Genomic DNA, 17,811 nt, shown 5'->3' on the forward strand with positions numbered 1-17,811 from the left:
GCATGACAAACGCCGCTGGGTCCCGGCCTGCGCCGGGACGACACCAAGATGCTCAGGCCTTGCGCCAGTTCTCCACCATATCCCTTAGTTGCCGCCGGATCACCTTGCCGGTAGTCGTCATCGGCAACTCCTCCACGAAGTAGACCTCGCGCGGATACTCATGCGCCGCCAGCCGCGTCTTGACGTGCTGCTGCAACGCGCGCTTGAGCGTTTCCCCGGCTTCATGCCCGTCGTTGAGCACCACGATCGCCACTACGACCTCGGTGCGCTCGGCGTCCGGCGCGCCCACTACCGCCGCCATCTTCACCGCCGGATGCTGCAGCAGGTTGTCCTCGATCTCGCCGGGGCCGATGCGGTAGCCGGCCGAGGTGATCACGTCGTCGTCGCGTCCGACGAAGCGGATATAGCCTTCCTCATCGCGTACGCCGGTGTCGCCGGTCAGCAGCCAGTCGCCGGCGAACTTGGCGGCGGTGGCCTCGGGATTGTTCCAGTACTGTAAAAACATCACCGGATCGGGCCGCAGCACGGCGATGTTGCCTTGCGCGCCGTCGGGCAGCGGCAGGCCCCGGTCGTCCACGATCGCTACCCGGTGGCCGGGCGCGGCGCGGCCGATGCTGCCGGGGCGGCAGGGCATGATGGCGGCGTTGGAGGAAACCGTCATGTTGCATTCGGTCTGGCCGTAGAACTCGTTGATGGTCAGGCCGAAGGTCTTGCGGCCCCAGTCCAGCAGTTCGGCGCCCAGCGATTCGCCGCCGCTGGCCACCGAGCGCAGGTTGAGCTTCCAGCGTTGTTCGGGAGCGCTCACCGTGCGCATCATCTTCAGCGCGGTCGGCGGCAGGAAGCAGTTGCGCACGCCGTGGTCCTGCAGCAGCTGGAACGCCGCTTCGCCGGTAAATTTCTCGAAGCGGTGCGCCACTACCGCCACGCCGTGGTGCCAGGCCGGCAGCAGCACATCCAGCAGGCCGCCGATCCAGGCCCAGTCGGCCGGCGTCCAGATGCGATCGCCTTCGATCGGAAATAAATTGTGGGACATCTCGACTCCGGGCAGGTGGCCCAGCAGCACGCGGTGCGCATGCAGCGCGCCCTTGGGCTGGCCGGTGGTGCCGGAGGTGTAGATGATGACTGCCGGGTCGTCGGCGCGGGTGGCGACCGGGGTGAACGATTCGCCCTGGCCGGCCAGCGCCGCATGCAGGTCGACCGTGCCGGGCCGGGCGCCGTCGATGGTGAAGACTGTCTTCAGTGCTGGCAGGCGGTCGCGGATGCCGGCCAGCTTGGCCGCGCCTTCGGCATTGGTCACTACTACCCTGGCGCCGCTGTTGTGCAGCCGATATTCCAGCGCCTCGGCGCCGAACAGCGCGAACAGCGGGATCGCGATGCAACCGCTCTTGTACGCCGCCACATGCGAGAACGCAGTCTCCGGCGCCTGCGGTAGCAGGATGCCGATGCGCTCGCCGCGTTGCACGCCGTGCGCGCGCAGCAGGTTGGCCATGCGGTTCGACAGCGCGCGCATCTGGCCGAAGCTGTATTCACGCACGCCGCCGTCGCGCGCGATATGCACCAGCGCCAGCCGCTGCGGTTCGCGTTCGGCCCATTTGTCGCAGACGTCGACGCCGATGTTGTAGTGCTCGGGAATATTCCAGCCAAAGCCCGAGGCGATGTCCTCGTAGGGTTGCGGCGCGGTGGGCAGCATGCGGGGGTCTCCTGTGTCGTGGCGGAACGGCGCGTTCCATCTTGTCTTGATTTTGTTTGCCACTGTACAAGTTTTGCCGTGACGCGGCGATGCCGTTTTGATAAGAGCAATGGCAGCGCCGGACCGGCATGGCCGTCAAAGGCGGGCAAACAGGCCGGAAAATCGCCAAATCGATCTTGATCTCCGGCAAGCCGTCCCGATTTAGGGGCATAGCGCCTGCGCAGTGCTAGAATGCAGGGCTATTTTTCAATCAACCTTTGGAGCCTTACGTGTTTATTTCCGATGCATACGCGCAAACGGCAGCAGCAGCCCCCGGTGGCATGCTGGGCAACCTGACCAGCTTCCTGCCGATCATCCTGATGTTCGTGGTGCTGTACTTCCTGATGATCCGCCCGCAGATGAAGCGTCAGAAAGAACAGAAAGCGATGATGGATGCACTGGCCAAGGGCGACGAAATCGTCACCTCGGGCGGCATCCTGGGCAAGGTCACCAAGGTCACCGATGCCTACATCACCATCGAAGTGTCCGAAGGCAACGAAATCATCGTGCAAAAGGCAGCCGTTGCCACGCTGCTGCCCAAGGGCACCATCAAGGGCCTGTAATCCGGCCGCAACGGTCCAATGGGCGCATCGGTGATGCGCCCATGTTGTTGGAACCCCCGGGTTCCCGCTGCAAGCTGCAAGCAACCCGCAGCTCATTCTGGAAGCTAGAAGCACAACACCATGAATCGTTACTCTCTCTGGAAATACGCATTAATCGTCGTTGCCTTGCTGTTCGGCGTGATTTATACCGTCCCGAACTTCTTCGGCGAGTCGCCGGCCGTGCAGATCAGCAGCGCCAAATCGACCATGAAGGTCGAGGCCGCCGTGGCTGGCCGCGTCGATGAGATCCTGAAGCAAGGCAGCCTGTCCGCAGAGAGCGTCGCATTCGACGGCAGCGGCGCCCAGCCTTCGGTGCGCGCGCGTTTCGCCACCACCGACATCCAGTTCAAGGCCAAGGCCCTGCTGGAAAAGGAGCTCAACACCGACCCGTCGGACCCGACCTATATCGTCGCGTTCAACCTGCTGCCCAATACCCCGCAATGGCTGCAAAGCCTGCACGCCTTCCCGATGTACCTGGGCCTGGACTTGCGCGGCGGCGTGCACTTCCTGATGCAGGTCGATATCAAGGCCGTGCTCAACAAGCGCCTGCAAGGATTGCAGGCCAGCGTGCGCAGCCTGCTGCGCGACAAGAACATCCGCCATAACGGCATCAGCCGCAACGGCGACGCCATCGAAATCTCGTTCCGCGACGCCGACACCCGCACCAAGGCCCGCGCCGCGCTGGGCGAGCTGCAAGAGATGGTGCTGGCCGACGCCGGCGCCGGCGACGACCTGAAACTGGTCGCCACCCTGCGTCCGGAAGCCTTGAAGCAGACCCAGGAAGACGGCGTCAAGCAGAACATCTCCACCCTGTCCAAGCGCGTCAACGAGCTGGGCGTGGCCGAGCCGCTGATCCAGCGCCAGGGCGCTGACCGCATCGTGGTCGAGCTGCCGGGCGTGCAGGACGTCTCGCGCGCCAAGGACATCATCGGCCGCACTGCCACCCTGGAAGTGCGCATGGTCGACGAGAGCGTGGTGCGCGGCACCGAAGAAAGCGCCGCCATCCCGTTCGGTTCCGAACTGTTCAAGATCGGCAAGGGCGCGCCGGTGGTGCTCAACAAGGAACCGGTGCTGACCGGCGACTACATCTCCAACGCCTCGGCCAGCTTCGATGAAAACCACCAGCCGGCGGTCAGCATCGACCTGAACGGCGACGGCGGGCGCAAGATGCGCGAAGCCACCCGCGACAAGGTCGGCAAGAACATGGCCATCGTGCTGTTCGAAAAGGGCAAGGGCGAAGTCCTGACCGTGGCCACCATCCGTTCCGAACTCGGCTCGCGCTTCCAGATCACCGGCATGGGTTCGCCCGAAGCCGCCAGCGACCTGGCGCTGCTGCTGCGCGCCGGCTCCCTGGCCGCGCCGATGGACATCATCGAAGAGCGCACCATCGGCCCGCAACTGGGCGCTGACAACATCAAGAAGGGCTTCGACTCGGTGCTGTACGGCTTCCTGGCGATGGCCATCTTCATGGTGATCTACTACCAGCTGTTCGGCTTCTTCAGCGCGCTGGCGCTGTCGGTGAACGTGCTGTTGCTGGTGGCGGTGCTGTCCACGCTGCAGGTTACGCTGACCTTGCCCGGCATCGCCGCGATTGCGCTGGCGCTGGGTATGGCGATCGACTCCAACGTGCTGATCAACGAACGCATCCGCGAAGAACTGCGTGCCGGCAATTCGCCGCAGGCGGCCATCTCGATCGGTTTCGACCGCGCCTGGGCGACCATCCTGGACTCCAACGTCACCACCCTGATCGCCGGCCTGGCGCTCTTGATCTTCGGTTCCGGCGCGATCCGCGGCTTTGCCGTGGTGCACTGCCTGGGCATCCTGACCTCGATGTTCTCGGCGGTGTTCTTCTCGCGCGGCATGGTCAACCTCTGGTACGGCCGCAAGAAGAAGCTGGCCGGCCTGGCCATCGGCCAGATCTGGAAGCCGGACAGCGAGACGCTGTCGACTTCCGGCAAGGTTTCGACCAAGCGCGGCGCCAAGTAAGCGCGGCAGACAAGTGATTTGAGCCGGATCGCGCGGGGTAAGACCCCGCGGCCGGCACCGAAAGGATAGCGATGGAATTTTTCCGCATCAAAAAAGACATTCCCTTCATGCGCCATGCGTTGATCTTCAACGTGATCTCGGCGCTGACCTTCGTCGCCGCAGTGTTCTTCCTGGTGAGCAAGGGCCTGCATTTCTCGATCGAGTTCACCGGCGGCACGGTCATGGAAATGGCCTACAGCAAACCGGCCGACCTGGAGAAGATCCGCAAGTCGGTCGAAGGCCTGGGTTACCGCGACACCCTGGTGCAAAGCTTCGGCACCGCCCAGGATGTGATGATCCGCCTGCCGGCGCAGCCCGGCGTGAACGCCAGCCAGCAGAGCGAGAAGGTGACGGCGGCGTTGAAGGCCGACGATCCCGAGGTGCGCCTGCAGCGCGTCGAATTCGTCGGTCCGCAGGTGGGCGAGGAGCTGGCGCACGACGGCCTGATGGCGCTGGCGATGGTGGTGGTGGGCATCGTGATCTACCTGGCGTTCCGCTTCGAATGGAAATTCGCGGTGGCGGCGGTGATCGCCAACCTGCACGACGTGATCATCATTCTCGGTTTCTTCGCCTTCTTCCAGTGGGAATTCTCGCTGACCGTGCTGGCGGCGATCCTGGCGGTGCTGGGCTATTCGGTCAACGAATCGGTGGTGGTGTTCGACCGGGTGCGCGAAGCCTTCCGCGATCGCCGCTTCGGCAAGCTGTCCACGCCCGAGGTGTTGAACCACGCGATCACCAGCACCATGTCGCGTACCATCATCACCCACGGCAGCACCGAAATGATGGTGCTGGCGATGTTCTTCTTCGGCGGCCCGACCCTGCATTACTTCGCGCTGGCGCTGACCATCGGCATCCTGTTCGGTATCTATTCGTCGGTGTTCGTCGCCGCCGCGCTGGCCATGTGGCTGGGCGTGAAGCGTGAAGACCTGATCAAGCCGGTCAAGGCCAAGGACGAGAACGGCGGCGCGGTGGTGTAATCACCATCGGCATCGTCCACGAAGGCCGCAGCGTTCGCGTTGCGGCCTTTTGTCTTCAACAACGCGATTGAATTTCCCCATGAGCACTACCGCAGACGCTGCTTCCACGTTGCATGACATCGATTACGACCGCCGTTTCGGCGGGGTCGCCCGCCTGTACGGCGCGCAGGCCTTGCAGCGCTTCCGCGATGCGCATGTGTGCGTGGTCGGCGTCGGCGGCGTCGGCTCGTGGGTGGTGGAGGCGCTGGCGCGCAGCGCCATCGGCCACATCACGATGATCGACCTGGACAACCTGGCGGAGTCCAATGTCAACCGCCAGATCCACGCCTTGTCCGACACCCTCGGCAAGGCCAAGGTGACGGCGCTGCATGAGCGCATCATGCAGATCAACCCGACCTGCATGGTGACCGAGGTGGAGGATTTCCTCGACCCCGACAATGTCCCGCAGATGATCGGCGTGGGCCGCTTCGACTACGTGATCGACGCCATCGACAACGTGCGCGCCAAGGTCGCGCTGATCGCCTATTGCCGCCAGCATGGCGTGCCGCTGGTGACCATCGGCGGCGCCGGCGGCCAGATCGACCCGACCATGATCGAGATCCGCGACCTGTGCCGCACCGAACAGGAGCCCTTGCTGGCCAAGGTGCGCAAGCGCCTGCGCGCGCAGCATGGCTTTCCGCGCGGCACCAGGAACAAGTTCCATATCGACGCGGTGTTTTCCACCGAGCCGTTGCGCTTCCCGGAGTTGGCGGAGGGCGAAGCCTGCGTCATCGACCCGGCGGGAGAAGAGATGGATATCGGCGGCGATGCCGTGGATGTGGCCGCCGCCGAGGATGTCGCGCAAGGCGGCGTCACCGGCCTGAACTGCGCCGGATTCGGCTCGGCGATGGTGGTGACCGCATCGTTCGGCCTGGTAGCGGCGGCGCATGTGCTGAAGAAGATCGCGCAGAAAGCCTGAGTTTTACGGTGCATAAAAACGCCTTGCGGCTGCAAATCGCAAGGCGTTTTTTTGTGCGTGCCGGGCAGCGTTCAGTGCCCGCCGCCTTCATCCACCACGCGATGCGCCGACACGCACAGCAGCACGCTGGCCGTCACCAGCAACATGGCCGCCGTTTCCAGCAAGGTCGGCAGGCGGCGCTCCCACAGGAAACCGTAGAGCAGGGCGAACAGCGTTTCGAACAGGATCATCTGCCCGATCATGGTCAGCGGCAGCAGGCGGCTGGCCTTGTTCCAGCAGGCGTTGCCGAATAGCGAGGCGATGATCGCCACGCCGGCCGAGACGGCCAGGAAACGTCCCCATTCAGCCTGCGAATGCGGTTCCAGCAGCAGCGTGAAGGCTGGCAGCGCTACGAACAGCGACAGCAGCCCGGTCACCAATCCGGTCAGCAGGCTCCAGTCGTGCGCCGAGATGGCGTGCAGCCGCGCCAGCCAGCGGCTGTTGCCGACAGCGTAAGCGGTCCACGACACCAGCGCGCCGAGCGCGCAAAAGAATCCCAGGATCTGCTGGGCGCCATCGGCTGCCGAGCGCCCGGCAGCCAGCGATTGCCATGCCACGCAGGCGATGCCGGCCAGGCCCAGCGCCAGCGAGGGCGCCAGCTTGCGGATCGGCACCGCGCCGCGGCCGCGGCTGCCGATGATGGTCACCGCCACCGGCAGAAAGCCGATCACCAGCGAGGTCATGGCCATGCCGCCCAACTGCACCGCGCTGGACAGGAAAACATAGTAGACCACATTGCCCAGCAAGCTCAGCCACACCAGCGCCCACCATTCGGGCGCGCCCAGGCGGCTGGCCACACTGCGCAAACGCGGCGCGATCAGCACCGCGGCGAACGCGCCGTAAGCCAGGTAGCGCCCGGCGGACAACTGCCAGGGAGAAAATTCGCGGGTCAGCTCGGGCGCCAGGAACACCAGCCCCCAGGCCGCGCCGGCCAGTGCGCCGAACAGGATGCCGCGCAAGATCGTATTGGAACTCATCGGAAAAGCTTTGCCATGAAAACTGCGAATGTCGCAGTATGCCTTGGCAAGCGGGAAACGGCTTGGCGCAGGCTACGGACAATTTGGGAAATCGTCGCCTGTTGCCGGGCGCGCGCAGGGGCCGGCCGGTGCGCGGCGCAGGCGTTGCCACAGGCGCCTGCCCTGACAGGCCAGGCCGGCGGCTGCGGCGGCCGACGCCAGCATGGCCGCGGTATGGATGAACACCGCCGCCATGGCGCGCGCCAGCGTGCCGGATGCGGAACCGGCGTCGCCGCATAGCGGCATCAGCGCCGGCAACATCATGCCCGCCCCATGCGCGCCCGAGAGCGCGAAGGACCACAGCGCCAGCGCGCAACAGCCGGCGGAGATCCGTCTTGTGCGGCGCAGGCCGGGATGCAGGCGCGCTGCCAGCATGAGCAACAGCAGCAAGCCCGCCGTTGCCAGCGACAGGTTGCGCTGGGCCGTTGCCGTGAGCGCCTGGGCGGCCCCTGCCGCCGCCAGGCCGAGCGCGGCGAGGTGCCCGAGCGCGCTGGGCAGCAGGGCATGCAGCGCCTGCAGCCGTCCATCAGGCCGGGCGGCGGCGAATATCCAGCCGCTGGCCGGGCTCAGCCCGTGCAGCGCGCCGCTGGCGGCCAGCGCAATCCAGAACCAGGCGGCGGACATGGCAGCTTCGCGCGAGAGGGGGCGGAACGCTTTAACCTAGACCGAGCCTTAGCCGCGCGCGTGGCAGCATGCAGCCTGCCCGGCGCCGGCGCTTGTTGCAGCGCCGCCGTCATAGCGGTCATGGTGGCGCACCCATTCCATCTTGTGCGGCACGTCGCGTTCGCCGCGGCCGTTGGGCGTCAGATCCATCATATGGTAGGCGCCGATCATCACTTCCACGCCGCGGCCATAGGTGGAATAAGAGTGGAAGACCTGTCCCGCATCGTCGCGGACAAAGACGCTGATGCCGGGCGCTTCTGCCGCAGGGAAAAAGCGGCGGCCATAGTTGTAGCCGACTTCGCCCGCGGCCAGTTCTTCCTGCGTGAAGCTGACGCCGAAGTCCGCGTTGAAATCGCTGCCATACGAGGAAACCCAGCCGAAGCGCCAGCCCATGCGGCGGCGGAAGCGTTCGATCTCGGCCAAAGGCGCGCGCGAGACGGCAAGCAGCGTGATGTCGCGCTGGGCCAGGTGCACATTCATGCCGTCGCTGTGGTCGGCCATGAAAGAGCAGCTCGGGCAGCCTTGTTCCCAACCCGGGCCCAGCATGAAATGCTGGACCAGCAACTGGCGGCGGCCGTCGAACAGTTCGGCCAGCTTGCGCGGGCCATCGAGGGTGTCGAAGACGTAATCCTTGTCCACGCGTTCCCACGGCAATGCGCGGCGTTCCGCGGCCAACTGGTCGGCCAGGCGCATGACCTCCTTTTCGCGCGCCAGCAATTTCTTGCGCGCATCCAGCCATTGTTCGGAAGAGGCGATGGGGTGACGGGCGATATCCATGATGTGCTCCCTGGCCGTACGGCCATGCAATGTGTTGTCTGAGGTGGGGGATGGCTGCGGGCGAACGCCCGCGCCGATTACTTGGGCCGGCGTACCGCGCGTAGCTTGCCGCTGCTGCCGCCGCCGCAATAGAACAGCCCGGCGCCGTCCGATTCGAGTCCGCTCACCCCGGTGCCGGTGGGCATGCGCAACTCTTCCAGCATGTCGCCGTTATCGGGATCGACGCGGTGCAGGCTGCTCTCCTCGCCTTCCCAGGTGCCGTGCCAGAGCTGGCCGTCAACCCAGGTCACGCCGGTGACGAAGCGCTTGGATTCGATGGTGCGCTGGATGGCGCCGGTGTCGGGATCGATGCGGTGGATCTTGCGGTCGCGGTACTGGCCCACCCACAAGCTGCCTTCGGCCCAGGTAAGGCCGGAGTCGCGACCGTTGCCGGGCGCGGGGATGGAGGCCACCACGGCGCCGCTGGCCGGGTCGATCTTGTCGATGCGCTGTTCGGCGATCTGGTACAGGTAGGTGCCGTCGAAGGCGGTGCCGGCGTCGCAGGGGCATTCCAGCGCGCGTCCCGGTTCGCCGCTGCCAGGATCGATGGCGACCAGCCTGGCGCCGGTGGCGGCCCAGATGCGGCGGCCGTCCCAGGTGACGCCATGGACGGCGGCAACGCCGGGGAAGGGGCCGTATTCGCGCACGATCTCGGCGGCTTGTGCGGTCACTGGGGATGTTTCCTTGCTGCTCATCGTCGCTCCTCGTTCTCGGTTTTTTCCATCTGCGCTGCATATCGGCGCCGTGAAAGTACTTTATCCGATGGCCAGCGCAGCGGGGAGTAACAAGATTGTCGTGAATCCGGCCAGCGGCGGAGCCAGCCAGCGCCGGGTGCGCGCGCGGCCGATGCAACGCACGCGCTGTTGCGCTTCCAGCTCGGCCAGGGCGCGTTGCACGGTGCGTTGGCTGGTGTCAAGGGCGAGCGCCAGGGCCGACGTCGACCAGGCCGCACCATCCGACAGCAAGGCCAGCAGTCCGGCCTGGTCGCCGTCGAAGGGCGGGACCAGCAGCACCAGTTCGCGTGCGTTTTCCGGCTGGAGGGCAAAGCCCCGGGGCGTGGCATCGATGCGCGCCAGCCCTTTGGCGAGCGCCCGCAGCCGGCCGATTTCCACGCGCAGGCGGGCGCGGTGCGTCTCGTCCGGGGCGCGGGTATGGAAAGCCCGTTCGATCAAGGTTTCGCGCGTGACGTCGCCGGGCCACGCCGCCGCCAGCGCGTGCGCCAGGGCGAACAGCACCGGGCGACGCGCCAGCGGTTGTTGGACGGGGCCGGCGCCAAGGCTGCGGCGGCAGGCGTCGATTACCAGCGCGTCCGAAGCGAGCAGGGCGGCCACTTCGTCGATGCGCAAGGCTTGCTCGCCCCCAGGGGCGAGCCGTCTGGCTGCCGTACGTTCCAGCGCGGTGCGCGCTTCTGCCACTTCTGCCGACAGGGCGGGAATCCCCGAGCGTGCCGCCGCATCCTGCGCTTGCGCAAATGCCTCCCGCGCAGCCTGGATGCGCCACGAACGCAGCGCCAGCTCGGCGCGTAGCAGGGAGGCTAGCGCCGCCAGCGGCGACGGCAATGCTTGCGGATCGAGCTGCGCCAGCATGGCGCCGGCTTGCTGCAATTGGCCCAGCAGCAGCAATTTTCGGGTGGCGACCAGCCGCGCCTGCAAGGCGTTGGCATGGTCGGCATGGGCTTCGAGCGTGACCAGCGCGCTATTGAGCGGACGCGGCGATCCGGCCAGGTCGCGCTCGGCCAGCGCTACTTCGGCCTCCGCCACGATGCAGCGGGCGCGCGCCAGTTCTTCCCGGGCGCCGAAACCGCGCGCGGCCCGCCGCAGCAAGGCGCGGGCGAGCGGGTGTTCGCCCAACTGGGCCATGGCGATGCCGCGCAAGGCCAGCGCCGGCGGGTCTTCACGCAGGGCGACGCGTTTTAGCGCACCCAGCGCGTCGCCGGTGGCCAGGGCGCGTGCGGCAGCAGAGATGAGCGAATCCATGGCATGCAGAATACACTGGGGTGCGGGGAATGCCGCGAGGGAGATTGGGATGCTCGAATAGGTTGATAAAAAAAGACAATCAACAATCTTGTTTTAATGCTTTATATTAATCGCTCTACTGAACAACTGACCAGGACGCGACGAAATTGAAGTCAAGGCAACGGAATCGGCGGCGTCATCAAGCCGTCGCATTACGCAGCCAGCATTTCGTCCGACAGGGTTGCCGCGCGGAGCAGGATGCCCAGATCCGCAACGCAACCATCCGAAACATGCCCGTATCCTGGTCCGGGCATGGTGACTTTAGCGCAGCGTTCGACGCTTGGCGGCACATAGAACCGCCAAACGTCGAACACCGCACTAGCTGGATCGATTAAGAGGAGAGATCGCAATGTCAAACGAAGCGAAGTGCCCCTTCAACCACACCGCCGGTGGCGGCACCAGCAACCGCGACTGGTGGCCGAAGCAGTTGCGCCTGGATCTGCTGGCCCAGCATTCGTCGAAGTCCGACCCCATGGGATCGGACTTCAATTACGCAGAAGCATTCAAGAGCCTCGACCTGGCCGCGCTGAAGAAAGACCTGGCCCGGTTGATGACCGATTCGCAGGACTGGTGGCCGGCCGACTTCGGCCACTACGGCCCGCTGTTCATCCGTATGGCCTGGCACAGCGCCGGCACCTACCGCATCGGCGACGGCCGCGGCGGCGCCGGACGCGGCCAGCAGCGTTTCGCCCCGTTGAACAGCTGGCCCGACAACGTCAGCCTGGACAAGGCGCGCCGCCTGCTGTGGCCGATCAAGCAGAAATACGGCAACAAGATCTCCTGGGCCGATCTGCTGATTTTGACCGGCAACGTCGCGCTGGAAACCATGGGCTTCAAGACCTTCGGTTTCGCCGGCGGGCGTGAAGACGTCTGGGAACCGGACCTCGATGTCTACTGGGGCACCGAGACCACCTGGCTGGGCGGCGACGACCGCTACGGCAAGGGCAAGGGCGGCAGCCCGCTGGGCGAGATCACCGCCGACCCCGACCGCCACGGCGAGGAAGCCGACCGCACCGAACCGGCCGGCCGCAACCTGGAAAACCCGCTGGCGGCGGTCCAGATGGGCCTGATCTACGTCAACCCGGAAGGCCCGGAAGGCAACCCCGACCCGCTCGCCGCCGCGCACGACATCCGCGAAACCTTCGCCCGCATGGCGATGGACGACGAAGAGACCGTGGCCCTGATCGCCGGCGGCCACACCTTCGGCAAGACCCACGGCGCGGGCGACGCCAAGCACGTCGGCAGCGAACCGGAAAGCGCCGGCCTGGAACAGCAGGGCCTGGGCTGGAAGAGCAGCTTCGGCAGCGGCGCCGGCCAGGACGCCATCACCAGCGGCCTGGAAGTGACCTGGACCCAGACCCCGACCAAGTGGAGCAACTACTTCTTCGAGAACCTGTTCAAGTACGAATGGGAACTGACCAAGAGCCCGGCCGGCGCGCACCAATGGGTCGCCAAGGGGGCGCAGGCGGACATCCCCGACCCGCAGGGCAACGGCAAGCGCCTGCCGACCATGCTGACCACCGACCTCTCGCTGCGTTTCGACCCGGCGTATGAAAAGATCTCGCGCCGTTTCTACGAGCATCCGGAGCAGTTCGCCGACGCCTTCGCCCGCGCCTGGTTCAAGCTGACCCACCGCGACATGGGCCCGCGCGCCCGCTACCTTGGCCCCGAAGTCCCGGCCGAGGAACTGATCTGGCAAGATCCGCTGCCCAAGGCGGACCATGCGCCGATCAACGATCAGGACGTGGCGGCGCTCAAGGCCAAGGTGCTGGCGTCGGGCCTGAGCGTGCCTGAACTGGTATCCACCGCCTGGGCCTCGGCCTCGACCTTCCGCGGCGGCGACAAGCGCGGCGGCGCCAATGGCGCACGCATTCGCCTGGCCCCGCAAAAGGACTGGACCGTGAACCAGCCGCAGCAACTGGCCAAGGTGTTGAAGGCGCTGGAAACCATCCAGGCCGACTTCAATGCCCAGGGCGGCGGCAAGAAGGTATCGCTGGCCGACCTGATCGTGCTGGCCGGCAGTGCCGCGGTGGAAAAGGCGGCCAAGGACGCGGGGCAGAACATCGTCGTACCGTTCGCCCCCGGCCGTACCGACGCGACCGAGGCGCAAACCGATGCCGCATCGTTCGAACCGCTGGAGCCGATCTACGACGGCTTCCGCAACTTCCTGAAGAAGCCCTTCGCGGTGCGCGCCGAAGACCTGCTGATCGACAAGGCGCAGTTGCTGACGTTGACAGCGCCGGAAATGACCGTGCTGGTAGGCGGCCTGCGCGTCCTGGGCGCCAATGCCGGCGGCAGCAAGAACGGCGTCTTCACGCAGCGCCCGGGCGTGCTGAGCAACGACTTCTTCGTCAACCTGCTGGACATGGGCACCGTATGGAAAGCGACGACGCCCGCGGCCACCGAGTTCGAAGGGCGCGACCGCAAGACCGGCGCGGTGAAGTGGAGCGGTTCGCGGGTCGACCTGGTGTTCGGTTCGCATTCGGTGCTGCGCGCCTTGTCCGAAGTCTATGCCAGCGCCGATGCCCAGGCGAAGTTCGTACAGGACTTCGTGGCGGCATGGACCAAGGTGATGAACCTGGATCGTTTCGACCTGAAGTGATGTGATGATGTGAATAGGGGGAGGGCCGGAATTTCCGGCTTCCCTTTGCAGGGAAACAGCGGCGCGTCGGAAGATGCGCCGTTTTTTTTGGAGGAAACGGATGGTGAAACGGGTAACCCATGCTGCCATGCCTCGATCCGGAAGTAGTGCGCTATCTGGCATACCATCTGATCGTTATTGCCTCTTTGGACAGACCTGGGAAACTCCTATGCAGGTATAAGCCGCGGAAAATCCGCGAAAGCATTCGCCGGCAGTCCCGGCAGGCGCTTCCAGCCTGACCGGGCGGGCTGCCGCAGGTATAATGTCGGCCTCATGTCCGTTACCAAGCCTTCCACTCCAGCCCCTTCCGGCAAGCCGCCACGGGCGGCCCGCCCCGATGTTCCGCCTGCCGTGCGCAATCCCTTGCCGCCGGTCACGTTCCCGGAGGAATTGCCGGTTTCCGGCCGCCGCCATGAAATCGCCGAGGCGCTGCGGCAGCACCAGGTCATCATCGTCAGCGGCGAGACCGGTTCCGGCAAGACGACCCAGCTTCCCAAGATCTGCCTGGAGCTCGGGCGCGGTGAAAAAGGGTTGATCGGCCACACGCAGCCGCGCCGTATCGCGGCTTCGTCGACCGCCAAGCGCATTGCGCAGGAGTTGAATTCGCCGCCGGGCGAACTGGTCGGCTACAAGGTGCGTTTCAATGACACCTTGTCCAAGGGGGCCTGGATCAAGCTGATGACCGACGGCATCCTGCTGGCCGAGACCCAGACCGATCCGCTCTTGCGCCAGTACGACACCATCATCATCGACGAGGCGCATGAACGCAGCCTCAACATCGATTTCCTGCTCGGTTACCTGAAGCAGCTGTTGCCCAAGCGTCCCGACCTGAAGGTGATCATCACCTCGGCGACCATCGACGCCGACCGCTTCGCCCGCCACTTCGGCCGCGAAGTCAAAGGCGCGCAGGGGCCCGAGATCGTGCCGGCGCCGGTGATCGAGGTCTCCGGCCGTTTGTATCCGGTGGAGATCCGTTACCGTCCGATCGACAATGCCGACCGCAGCGGCGCCAGCCAGGTCAGCGCCGAGGTGGCGCAGGCGCGCGCCCGCGCCGAAGGCCGGGCATCGCAGGCGCAGAAAGACCGCGAGCAGCGCGACCTGATGGATGCGGTGGTGGATGCGGTCGACGAACTGGCGCGCATCGGCTCCGGCGACGTGCTGGTGTTCCTGCCCGGCGAGCGCGAGATCCGCGACGCCGCCGAGGCGCTGCGCAAGCACCATCCGCCGCATGTGGAGATCTTGCCGCTGTTCGCGCGCCTGTCGGCGCAGGAGCAGGAGCGCGTCTTCAAGATCAGCAACGCGCGCCGCATCGTGCTGGCGACCAACGTCGCCGAGACTTCGCTGACGGTGCCGGGCATCCGTTATGTGGTCGATGCCGGGCTGGCGCGTGTGAAGCGCTACAGCTACCGCAACAAGGTCGAACAATTGCAGATCGAGCCGGTGGCGCAGTCGGCCGCCAACCAGCGCGCCGGCCGTTGCGGCCGGGTGGCGGCAGGCGTGTGCATCCGCCTGTACGACGAACAGGATTTCCTGCAGCGCCCCAGGTTCACCGAGCCGGAAATCCTGCGTTCTTCGCTGGCTTCGGTCATCTTGCGGATGAAGTCGCTGCACCTGACCGATGTCGAAACTTTCCCCTTCATCGAGCCGCCGCTGGGCCGCGCGATTGCCGACGGCTATCAGTTGCTGCAGGAACTGGGCGCGGTGGAAGAACAGGATGGCGTCAACCGCCTGACGTCGCTGGGCAAGCAGCTGGCCAAGTTGCCGCTGGACCCGCGCGTAGGCCGCATGATCCTGGCTGCGCGCGACAACGCCTGCCTGACCGAACTGCTGGTCATTGCCGCCGCACTGTCGGTGCAGGACCCGCGCGACCGGCCCATGGACGCGCAGAACGCGGCCGACAACGCGCACAAGAAATTCGCCGATGAGAAGTCCGAATTCGCCAGTTACCTCAAGATCTGGAAGTGGTTCGAAGACGCCATCGCGCACAAGAAGTCCAATCGCCAGCTACAGGAACATTGCCGCGAGAACTTCCTCTCGCAGTTGCGCTTGCGCGAATGGCGCGATGTCCATTCGCAGTTGCTGACCATCGTCAAGGAGCAGGGCTGGCGTCTCAACGAAGCGCCTGCGACGTATGACCAGTTGCATCTGGCGTTGCTGACGGGCTTGCTCGGCAACATCGGTTTCAAGTCGGAAGACGATGCCCAATACCTGGGCGCGCGCGGCATCAAATTCAATATCTGGCCGGGTTCGCACCTGACCAAGAAGCCGGGCCGCTGGGTGATGGCGGCCGAGCTGGTCGATACCGCGCGCCTGTATGCGCGCTGCGTGGCCAATATCCAGCCGGAATGGCTGGAAAAGATCGGCGGCCACCTGCTGAAGAAATCCTGGGGCGAACCGCGCTGGGAAAAGCGCGCCGCGCAGGTCACCGCTTCCGAGCGCGCCACCTTGTACGGCCTGGTGGTGTACAGCCAGCGTCGCATCAATTACGGCAACATCAACCCGGACGAGGCGCGCGAGATCTTCATCCGCGACGGGCTGGTGGGCGGCGATTTCGATACCCGGGCGCCGTTCTTCGCGCACAACCAGAAGCTGGTGCGCGAGATAGAGAACCTGGAACACAAGTCGCGCCGCCTGGACGTGTTGGTGGACGATGAACTGATCATCGCCTTCTACGACAAGCTGATCCCGGCCGGGATCTGCAATGGCGTCGATTTCGAGAAGTGGCACAAGCAGGCCACCGCCGCCGATCCCAAGCTGCTGTACCTGAACCGCGACGACCTGATGCGCCACGAGGCGGCCGGCGTTACCACCGAGCTGTTTCCCAAGACCATGAACGTGGCCGGCATCGCGATGGCGCTGTCCTACCATTTCGAGCCGGGCGCCACGCGTGATGGCGTGACGCTGACCGTGCCGCTGTATGCGCTCAACCAGGTGTCGGCCGACCGCTGCGAATGGCTGGTGCCGGGCATGTTGAAGGAAAAGGTGCATCTGCTGCTGAAATCGCTGCCGCAAAAGCTGCGTCGCCACTGCGTGCCGCTGCCGGATTATGCGGCCAAGTTCTGCGAGCGCATGGAAGAGCGCAAGATCTTCGGCCGCGGCAACCTGATCGATGCCATCATCGCCGACATCCGCGAGCAGATCACCATCCTGGTCAAGCCCAGCGACTTCAAGCAGGAGACGCTGCCGGCGCACCATGCGATGAATTTCAAGATCGTCGACGAGCATGGCCGCCAACTGGAGATGGGCCGCAATCTCGCCGCCCTGCAAGCCGAATTCGGCGGCCAGGCGCGCCAGCAGTTCCAGAAGCTGGCCGAGCAGGTGGCGATTGCGCCGCGCGACGAGGACGAGGGCAACGACGTACCGCAATCTGCAAAGCCGGCACAAGGTGCCGCAGCCAAGCCGTCCGCCGCTGCCGCGCCTGTTTCATCCGGCGAGTACAGCAACCTGACCGGCTGGAGTTTCGGCGAATTGCCTGAACTGCTGGAAATCACGCGTGGCGCCGGCAAGCAGGCGCAGACGCTGATCGGCTTCCCGGCGCTGGTGGACCGCAAGACGCATTGCGACCTGGAAGTGTTCGACGACCCGGCCGAAGCGGCGCGCTTCCACTATGCAGGCCTGCGCCGCCTGTTCGCGTTGCAGATGAAGGAACAGCTGAAGTACCTGGAAAAGAACATTCCCGGCCTGCAGCAGATGGGCATGCAGTTCATGGCGTTGGGAACGCAGGAGGAATTGCGCGACCAGATCCTCAATGCCGGCCTGGAGCGCGCCTTCCTGCAAGACCCGTTGCCGAAGAATGCCGACGAGTTCAACAAGCGCAAGGAGGAAGGCAAGGCGCGCCTGGGCCTGCTGGTCAATGAAATCGCGCGCCTGGCCGGCCAGATCCTGGCCGAGTACCACTCGCTGCCCAAAAAATTGCAGGGCATCAAGGCGCATGCCCAGGCGGCGGCCGATATCCAGTCCCAGCTTGCGCAGCTGGTCGGCAAGCATTTCGTGGCCGAGACCGACTACGCCAACCTGACGCACTATCCGCGTTACCTGAAAGCCATCAACGTACGGCTGGACAAGCTGCGCGCCGACCCCGCGCGCGATACGCGCCTGCTGGCCGAATGGAACCAGGTGGCGCTGCCTTACCAGCGCGGCCTGAAAGAGCGCGCCGGACGCGCCGACCCCAAGATGACCGAATTCCGCTGGATGCTGGAAGAGTTGCGCGTATCGCTCTATGCGCAGGAGTTGAAGACGCCGATGCCGGTGTCGGTCAAGCGGCTGCAGAAGGTGTGGGAGAGCATGCAGCGGTGAAGAAAAATAGATTCGGAGCTTTTGTGTTGGCTAA

Annotated in this window: 12 protein-coding genes; 6 read left to right on the plus strand and 6 right to left on the minus strand. The window is 65.4% G+C overall.

Going from position 1 to position 17,811, the window contains the following annotated elements; all coding sequences use genetic code 11:
* Nucleotides 1–52 precede the first annotated feature (52 nt).
* Complete coding sequence (locus tag FB598_RS17890) at nucleotides 53–1,690, minus strand: acyl-CoA synthetase (protein ID WP_141917357.1); 1,638 nt, start codon at nucleotides 1,688–1,690, stop codon at nucleotides 53–55.
* Between the two features lie 269 nt (nucleotides 1,691–1,959).
* Between FB598_RS17890 and yajC the strand changes: the two genes are divergently transcribed.
* The 4 genes from yajC (at nucleotide 1,960) to tcdA (ending at nucleotide 6,291) form a co-directional block, all read left to right on the plus strand.
* Nucleotides 1,960–2,292: a preprotein translocase subunit YajC gene (gene yajC / locus FB598_RS17895; RefSeq protein WP_141917354.1), complete on the plus strand. Its 333-nt coding sequence runs from the start codon at nucleotides 1,960–1,962 to the stop codon at nucleotides 2,290–2,292.
* 120 nt (nucleotides 2,293–2,412) lie between these two features.
* Nucleotides 2,413–4,317: a protein translocase subunit SecD gene (gene secD / locus FB598_RS17900; RefSeq protein ID WP_141917351.1), complete on the plus strand. Its 1,905-nt coding sequence runs from the start codon at nucleotides 2,413–2,415 to the stop codon at nucleotides 4,315–4,317.
* 71 nt (nucleotides 4,318–4,388) lie between these two features.
* Nucleotides 4,389–5,333 (plus strand): protein translocase subunit SecF, encoded by a 945-nt coding sequence (gene secF, locus FB598_RS17905; protein ID WP_141917349.1) that lies wholly within the window; start codon nucleotides 4,389–4,391, stop codon nucleotides 5,331–5,333.
* A gap of 79 nt (nucleotides 5,334–5,412) precedes the next feature.
* Complete coding sequence (gene tcdA, locus FB598_RS17910; RefSeq protein WP_141917346.1) at nucleotides 5,413–6,291, plus strand: tRNA cyclic N6-threonylcarbamoyladenosine(37) synthase TcdA; 879 nt, start codon at nucleotides 5,413–5,415, stop codon at nucleotides 6,289–6,291.
* 71 nt (nucleotides 6,292–6,362) lie between these two features.
* On the opposite strand, the gene FB598_RS17915 is transcribed toward tcdA, so the two are convergent.
* The 5 genes from FB598_RS17915 to FB598_RS17935 all read right to left on the minus strand — a co-directional run bounded on the left by FB598_RS17915 (nucleotide 6,363) and on the right by FB598_RS17935 (nucleotide 10,801).
* Entirely contained in the window at nucleotides 6,363–7,307 is a 945-nt protein-coding gene (locus FB598_RS17915) for a DMT family transporter (protein ID WP_141917343.1), read from the minus strand.
* A gap of 72 nt (nucleotides 7,308–7,379) precedes the next feature.
* Entirely contained in the window at nucleotides 7,380–7,970 is a 591-nt protein-coding gene (locus FB598_RS17920; protein ID WP_141917341.1) for a hypothetical protein, read from the minus strand.
* Nucleotides 7,971–8,018: 48 nt separating this feature from the next.
* Nucleotides 8,019–8,786, minus strand: coding sequence for a thioredoxin family protein (locus FB598_RS17925; protein ID WP_141917339.1), 768 nt, complete (start codon nucleotides 8,784–8,786; stop codon nucleotides 8,019–8,021).
* Nucleotides 8,787–8,863: 77 nt separating this feature from the next.
* On the minus strand, nucleotides 8,864–9,520 hold the full coding sequence (locus FB598_RS17930; RefSeq protein ID WP_141917336.1) for a hypothetical protein: 657 nt from the start codon (nucleotides 9,518–9,520) through the stop codon (nucleotides 8,864–8,866).
* A gap of 60 nt (nucleotides 9,521–9,580) precedes the next feature.
* Nucleotides 9,581–10,801: a helix-turn-helix domain-containing protein gene (locus FB598_RS17935; protein ID WP_141917334.1), complete on the minus strand. Its 1,221-nt coding sequence runs from the start codon at nucleotides 10,799–10,801 to the stop codon at nucleotides 9,581–9,583.
* Between the two features lie 388 nt (nucleotides 10,802–11,189).
* Here FB598_RS17935 and katG point away from each other — a divergent pair, with 388 nt between their 5' ends.
* Nucleotides 11,190–13,442 carry a catalase/peroxidase HPI gene (gene katG, locus FB598_RS17940; RefSeq protein ID WP_141917331.1) on the plus strand — a complete coding sequence of 751 codons (2,253 nt, stop codon included), beginning with the start codon at nucleotides 11,190–11,192 and terminating at the stop codon, nucleotides 13,440–13,442.
* 312 nt (nucleotides 13,443–13,754) lie between these two features.
* Complete coding sequence (gene hrpA / locus FB598_RS17945) at nucleotides 13,755–17,777, plus strand: ATP-dependent RNA helicase HrpA (protein WP_141917328.1); 4,023 nt, start codon at nucleotides 13,755–13,757, stop codon at nucleotides 17,775–17,777.
* Nucleotides 17,778–17,811: the final 34 nt, after the last annotated feature.

This window comes from Herbaspirillum sp. SJZ106 (assembly GCF_006715495.1).
Taxonomy (GTDB): domain Bacteria; phylum Pseudomonadota; class Gammaproteobacteria; order Burkholderiales; family Burkholderiaceae_D; genus Herbaspirillum.

What these genes read in the sequence shown, in the direction of transcription:
- hrpA (WP_141917328.1), top strand. Translation starts at nt 13,755, where the DNA reads ATGTCCGTTACCAAGCCTTCCACTCCAGCCCCTTCCGGCAAGCCGCCA.
- FB598_RS17920 (WP_141917341.1), bottom strand. Translation starts at nt 7,970, where the DNA reads ATGTCCGCCGCCTGGTTCTGGATTGCGCTGGCCGCCAGCGGCGCGCTG.
- secF (WP_141917349.1), top strand. Translation starts at nt 4,389, where the DNA reads ATGGAATTTTTCCGCATCAAAAAAGACATTCCCTTCATGCGCCATGCG.
- FB598_RS17930 (WP_141917336.1), bottom strand. Translation starts at nt 9,520, where the DNA reads ATGAGCAGCAAGGAAACATCCCCAGTGACCGCACAAGCCGCCGAGATC.
- FB598_RS17890 (WP_141917357.1), bottom strand. Translation starts at nt 1,690, where the DNA reads ATGCTGCCCACCGCGCCGCAACCCTACGAGGACATCGCCTCGGGCTTT.
- tcdA (WP_141917346.1), top strand. Translation starts at nt 5,413, where the DNA reads ATGAGCACTACCGCAGACGCTGCTTCCACGTTGCATGACATCGATTAC.
- katG (WP_141917331.1), top strand. Translation starts at nt 11,190, where the DNA reads ATGTCAAACGAAGCGAAGTGCCCCTTCAACCACACCGCCGGTGGCGGC.
- FB598_RS17915 (WP_141917343.1), bottom strand. Translation starts at nt 7,307, where the DNA reads ATGAGTTCCAATACGATCTTGCGCGGCATCCTGTTCGGCGCACTGGCC.
- FB598_RS17925 (WP_141917339.1), bottom strand. Translation starts at nt 8,786, where the DNA reads ATGGATATCGCCCGTCACCCCATCGCCTCTTCCGAACAATGGCTGGAT.
- secD (WP_141917351.1), top strand. Translation starts at nt 2,413, where the DNA reads ATGAATCGTTACTCTCTCTGGAAATACGCATTAATCGTCGTTGCCTTG.
- FB598_RS17935 (WP_141917334.1), bottom strand. Translation starts at nt 10,801, where the DNA reads ATGGATTCGCTCATCTCTGCTGCCGCACGCGCCCTGGCCACCGGCGAC.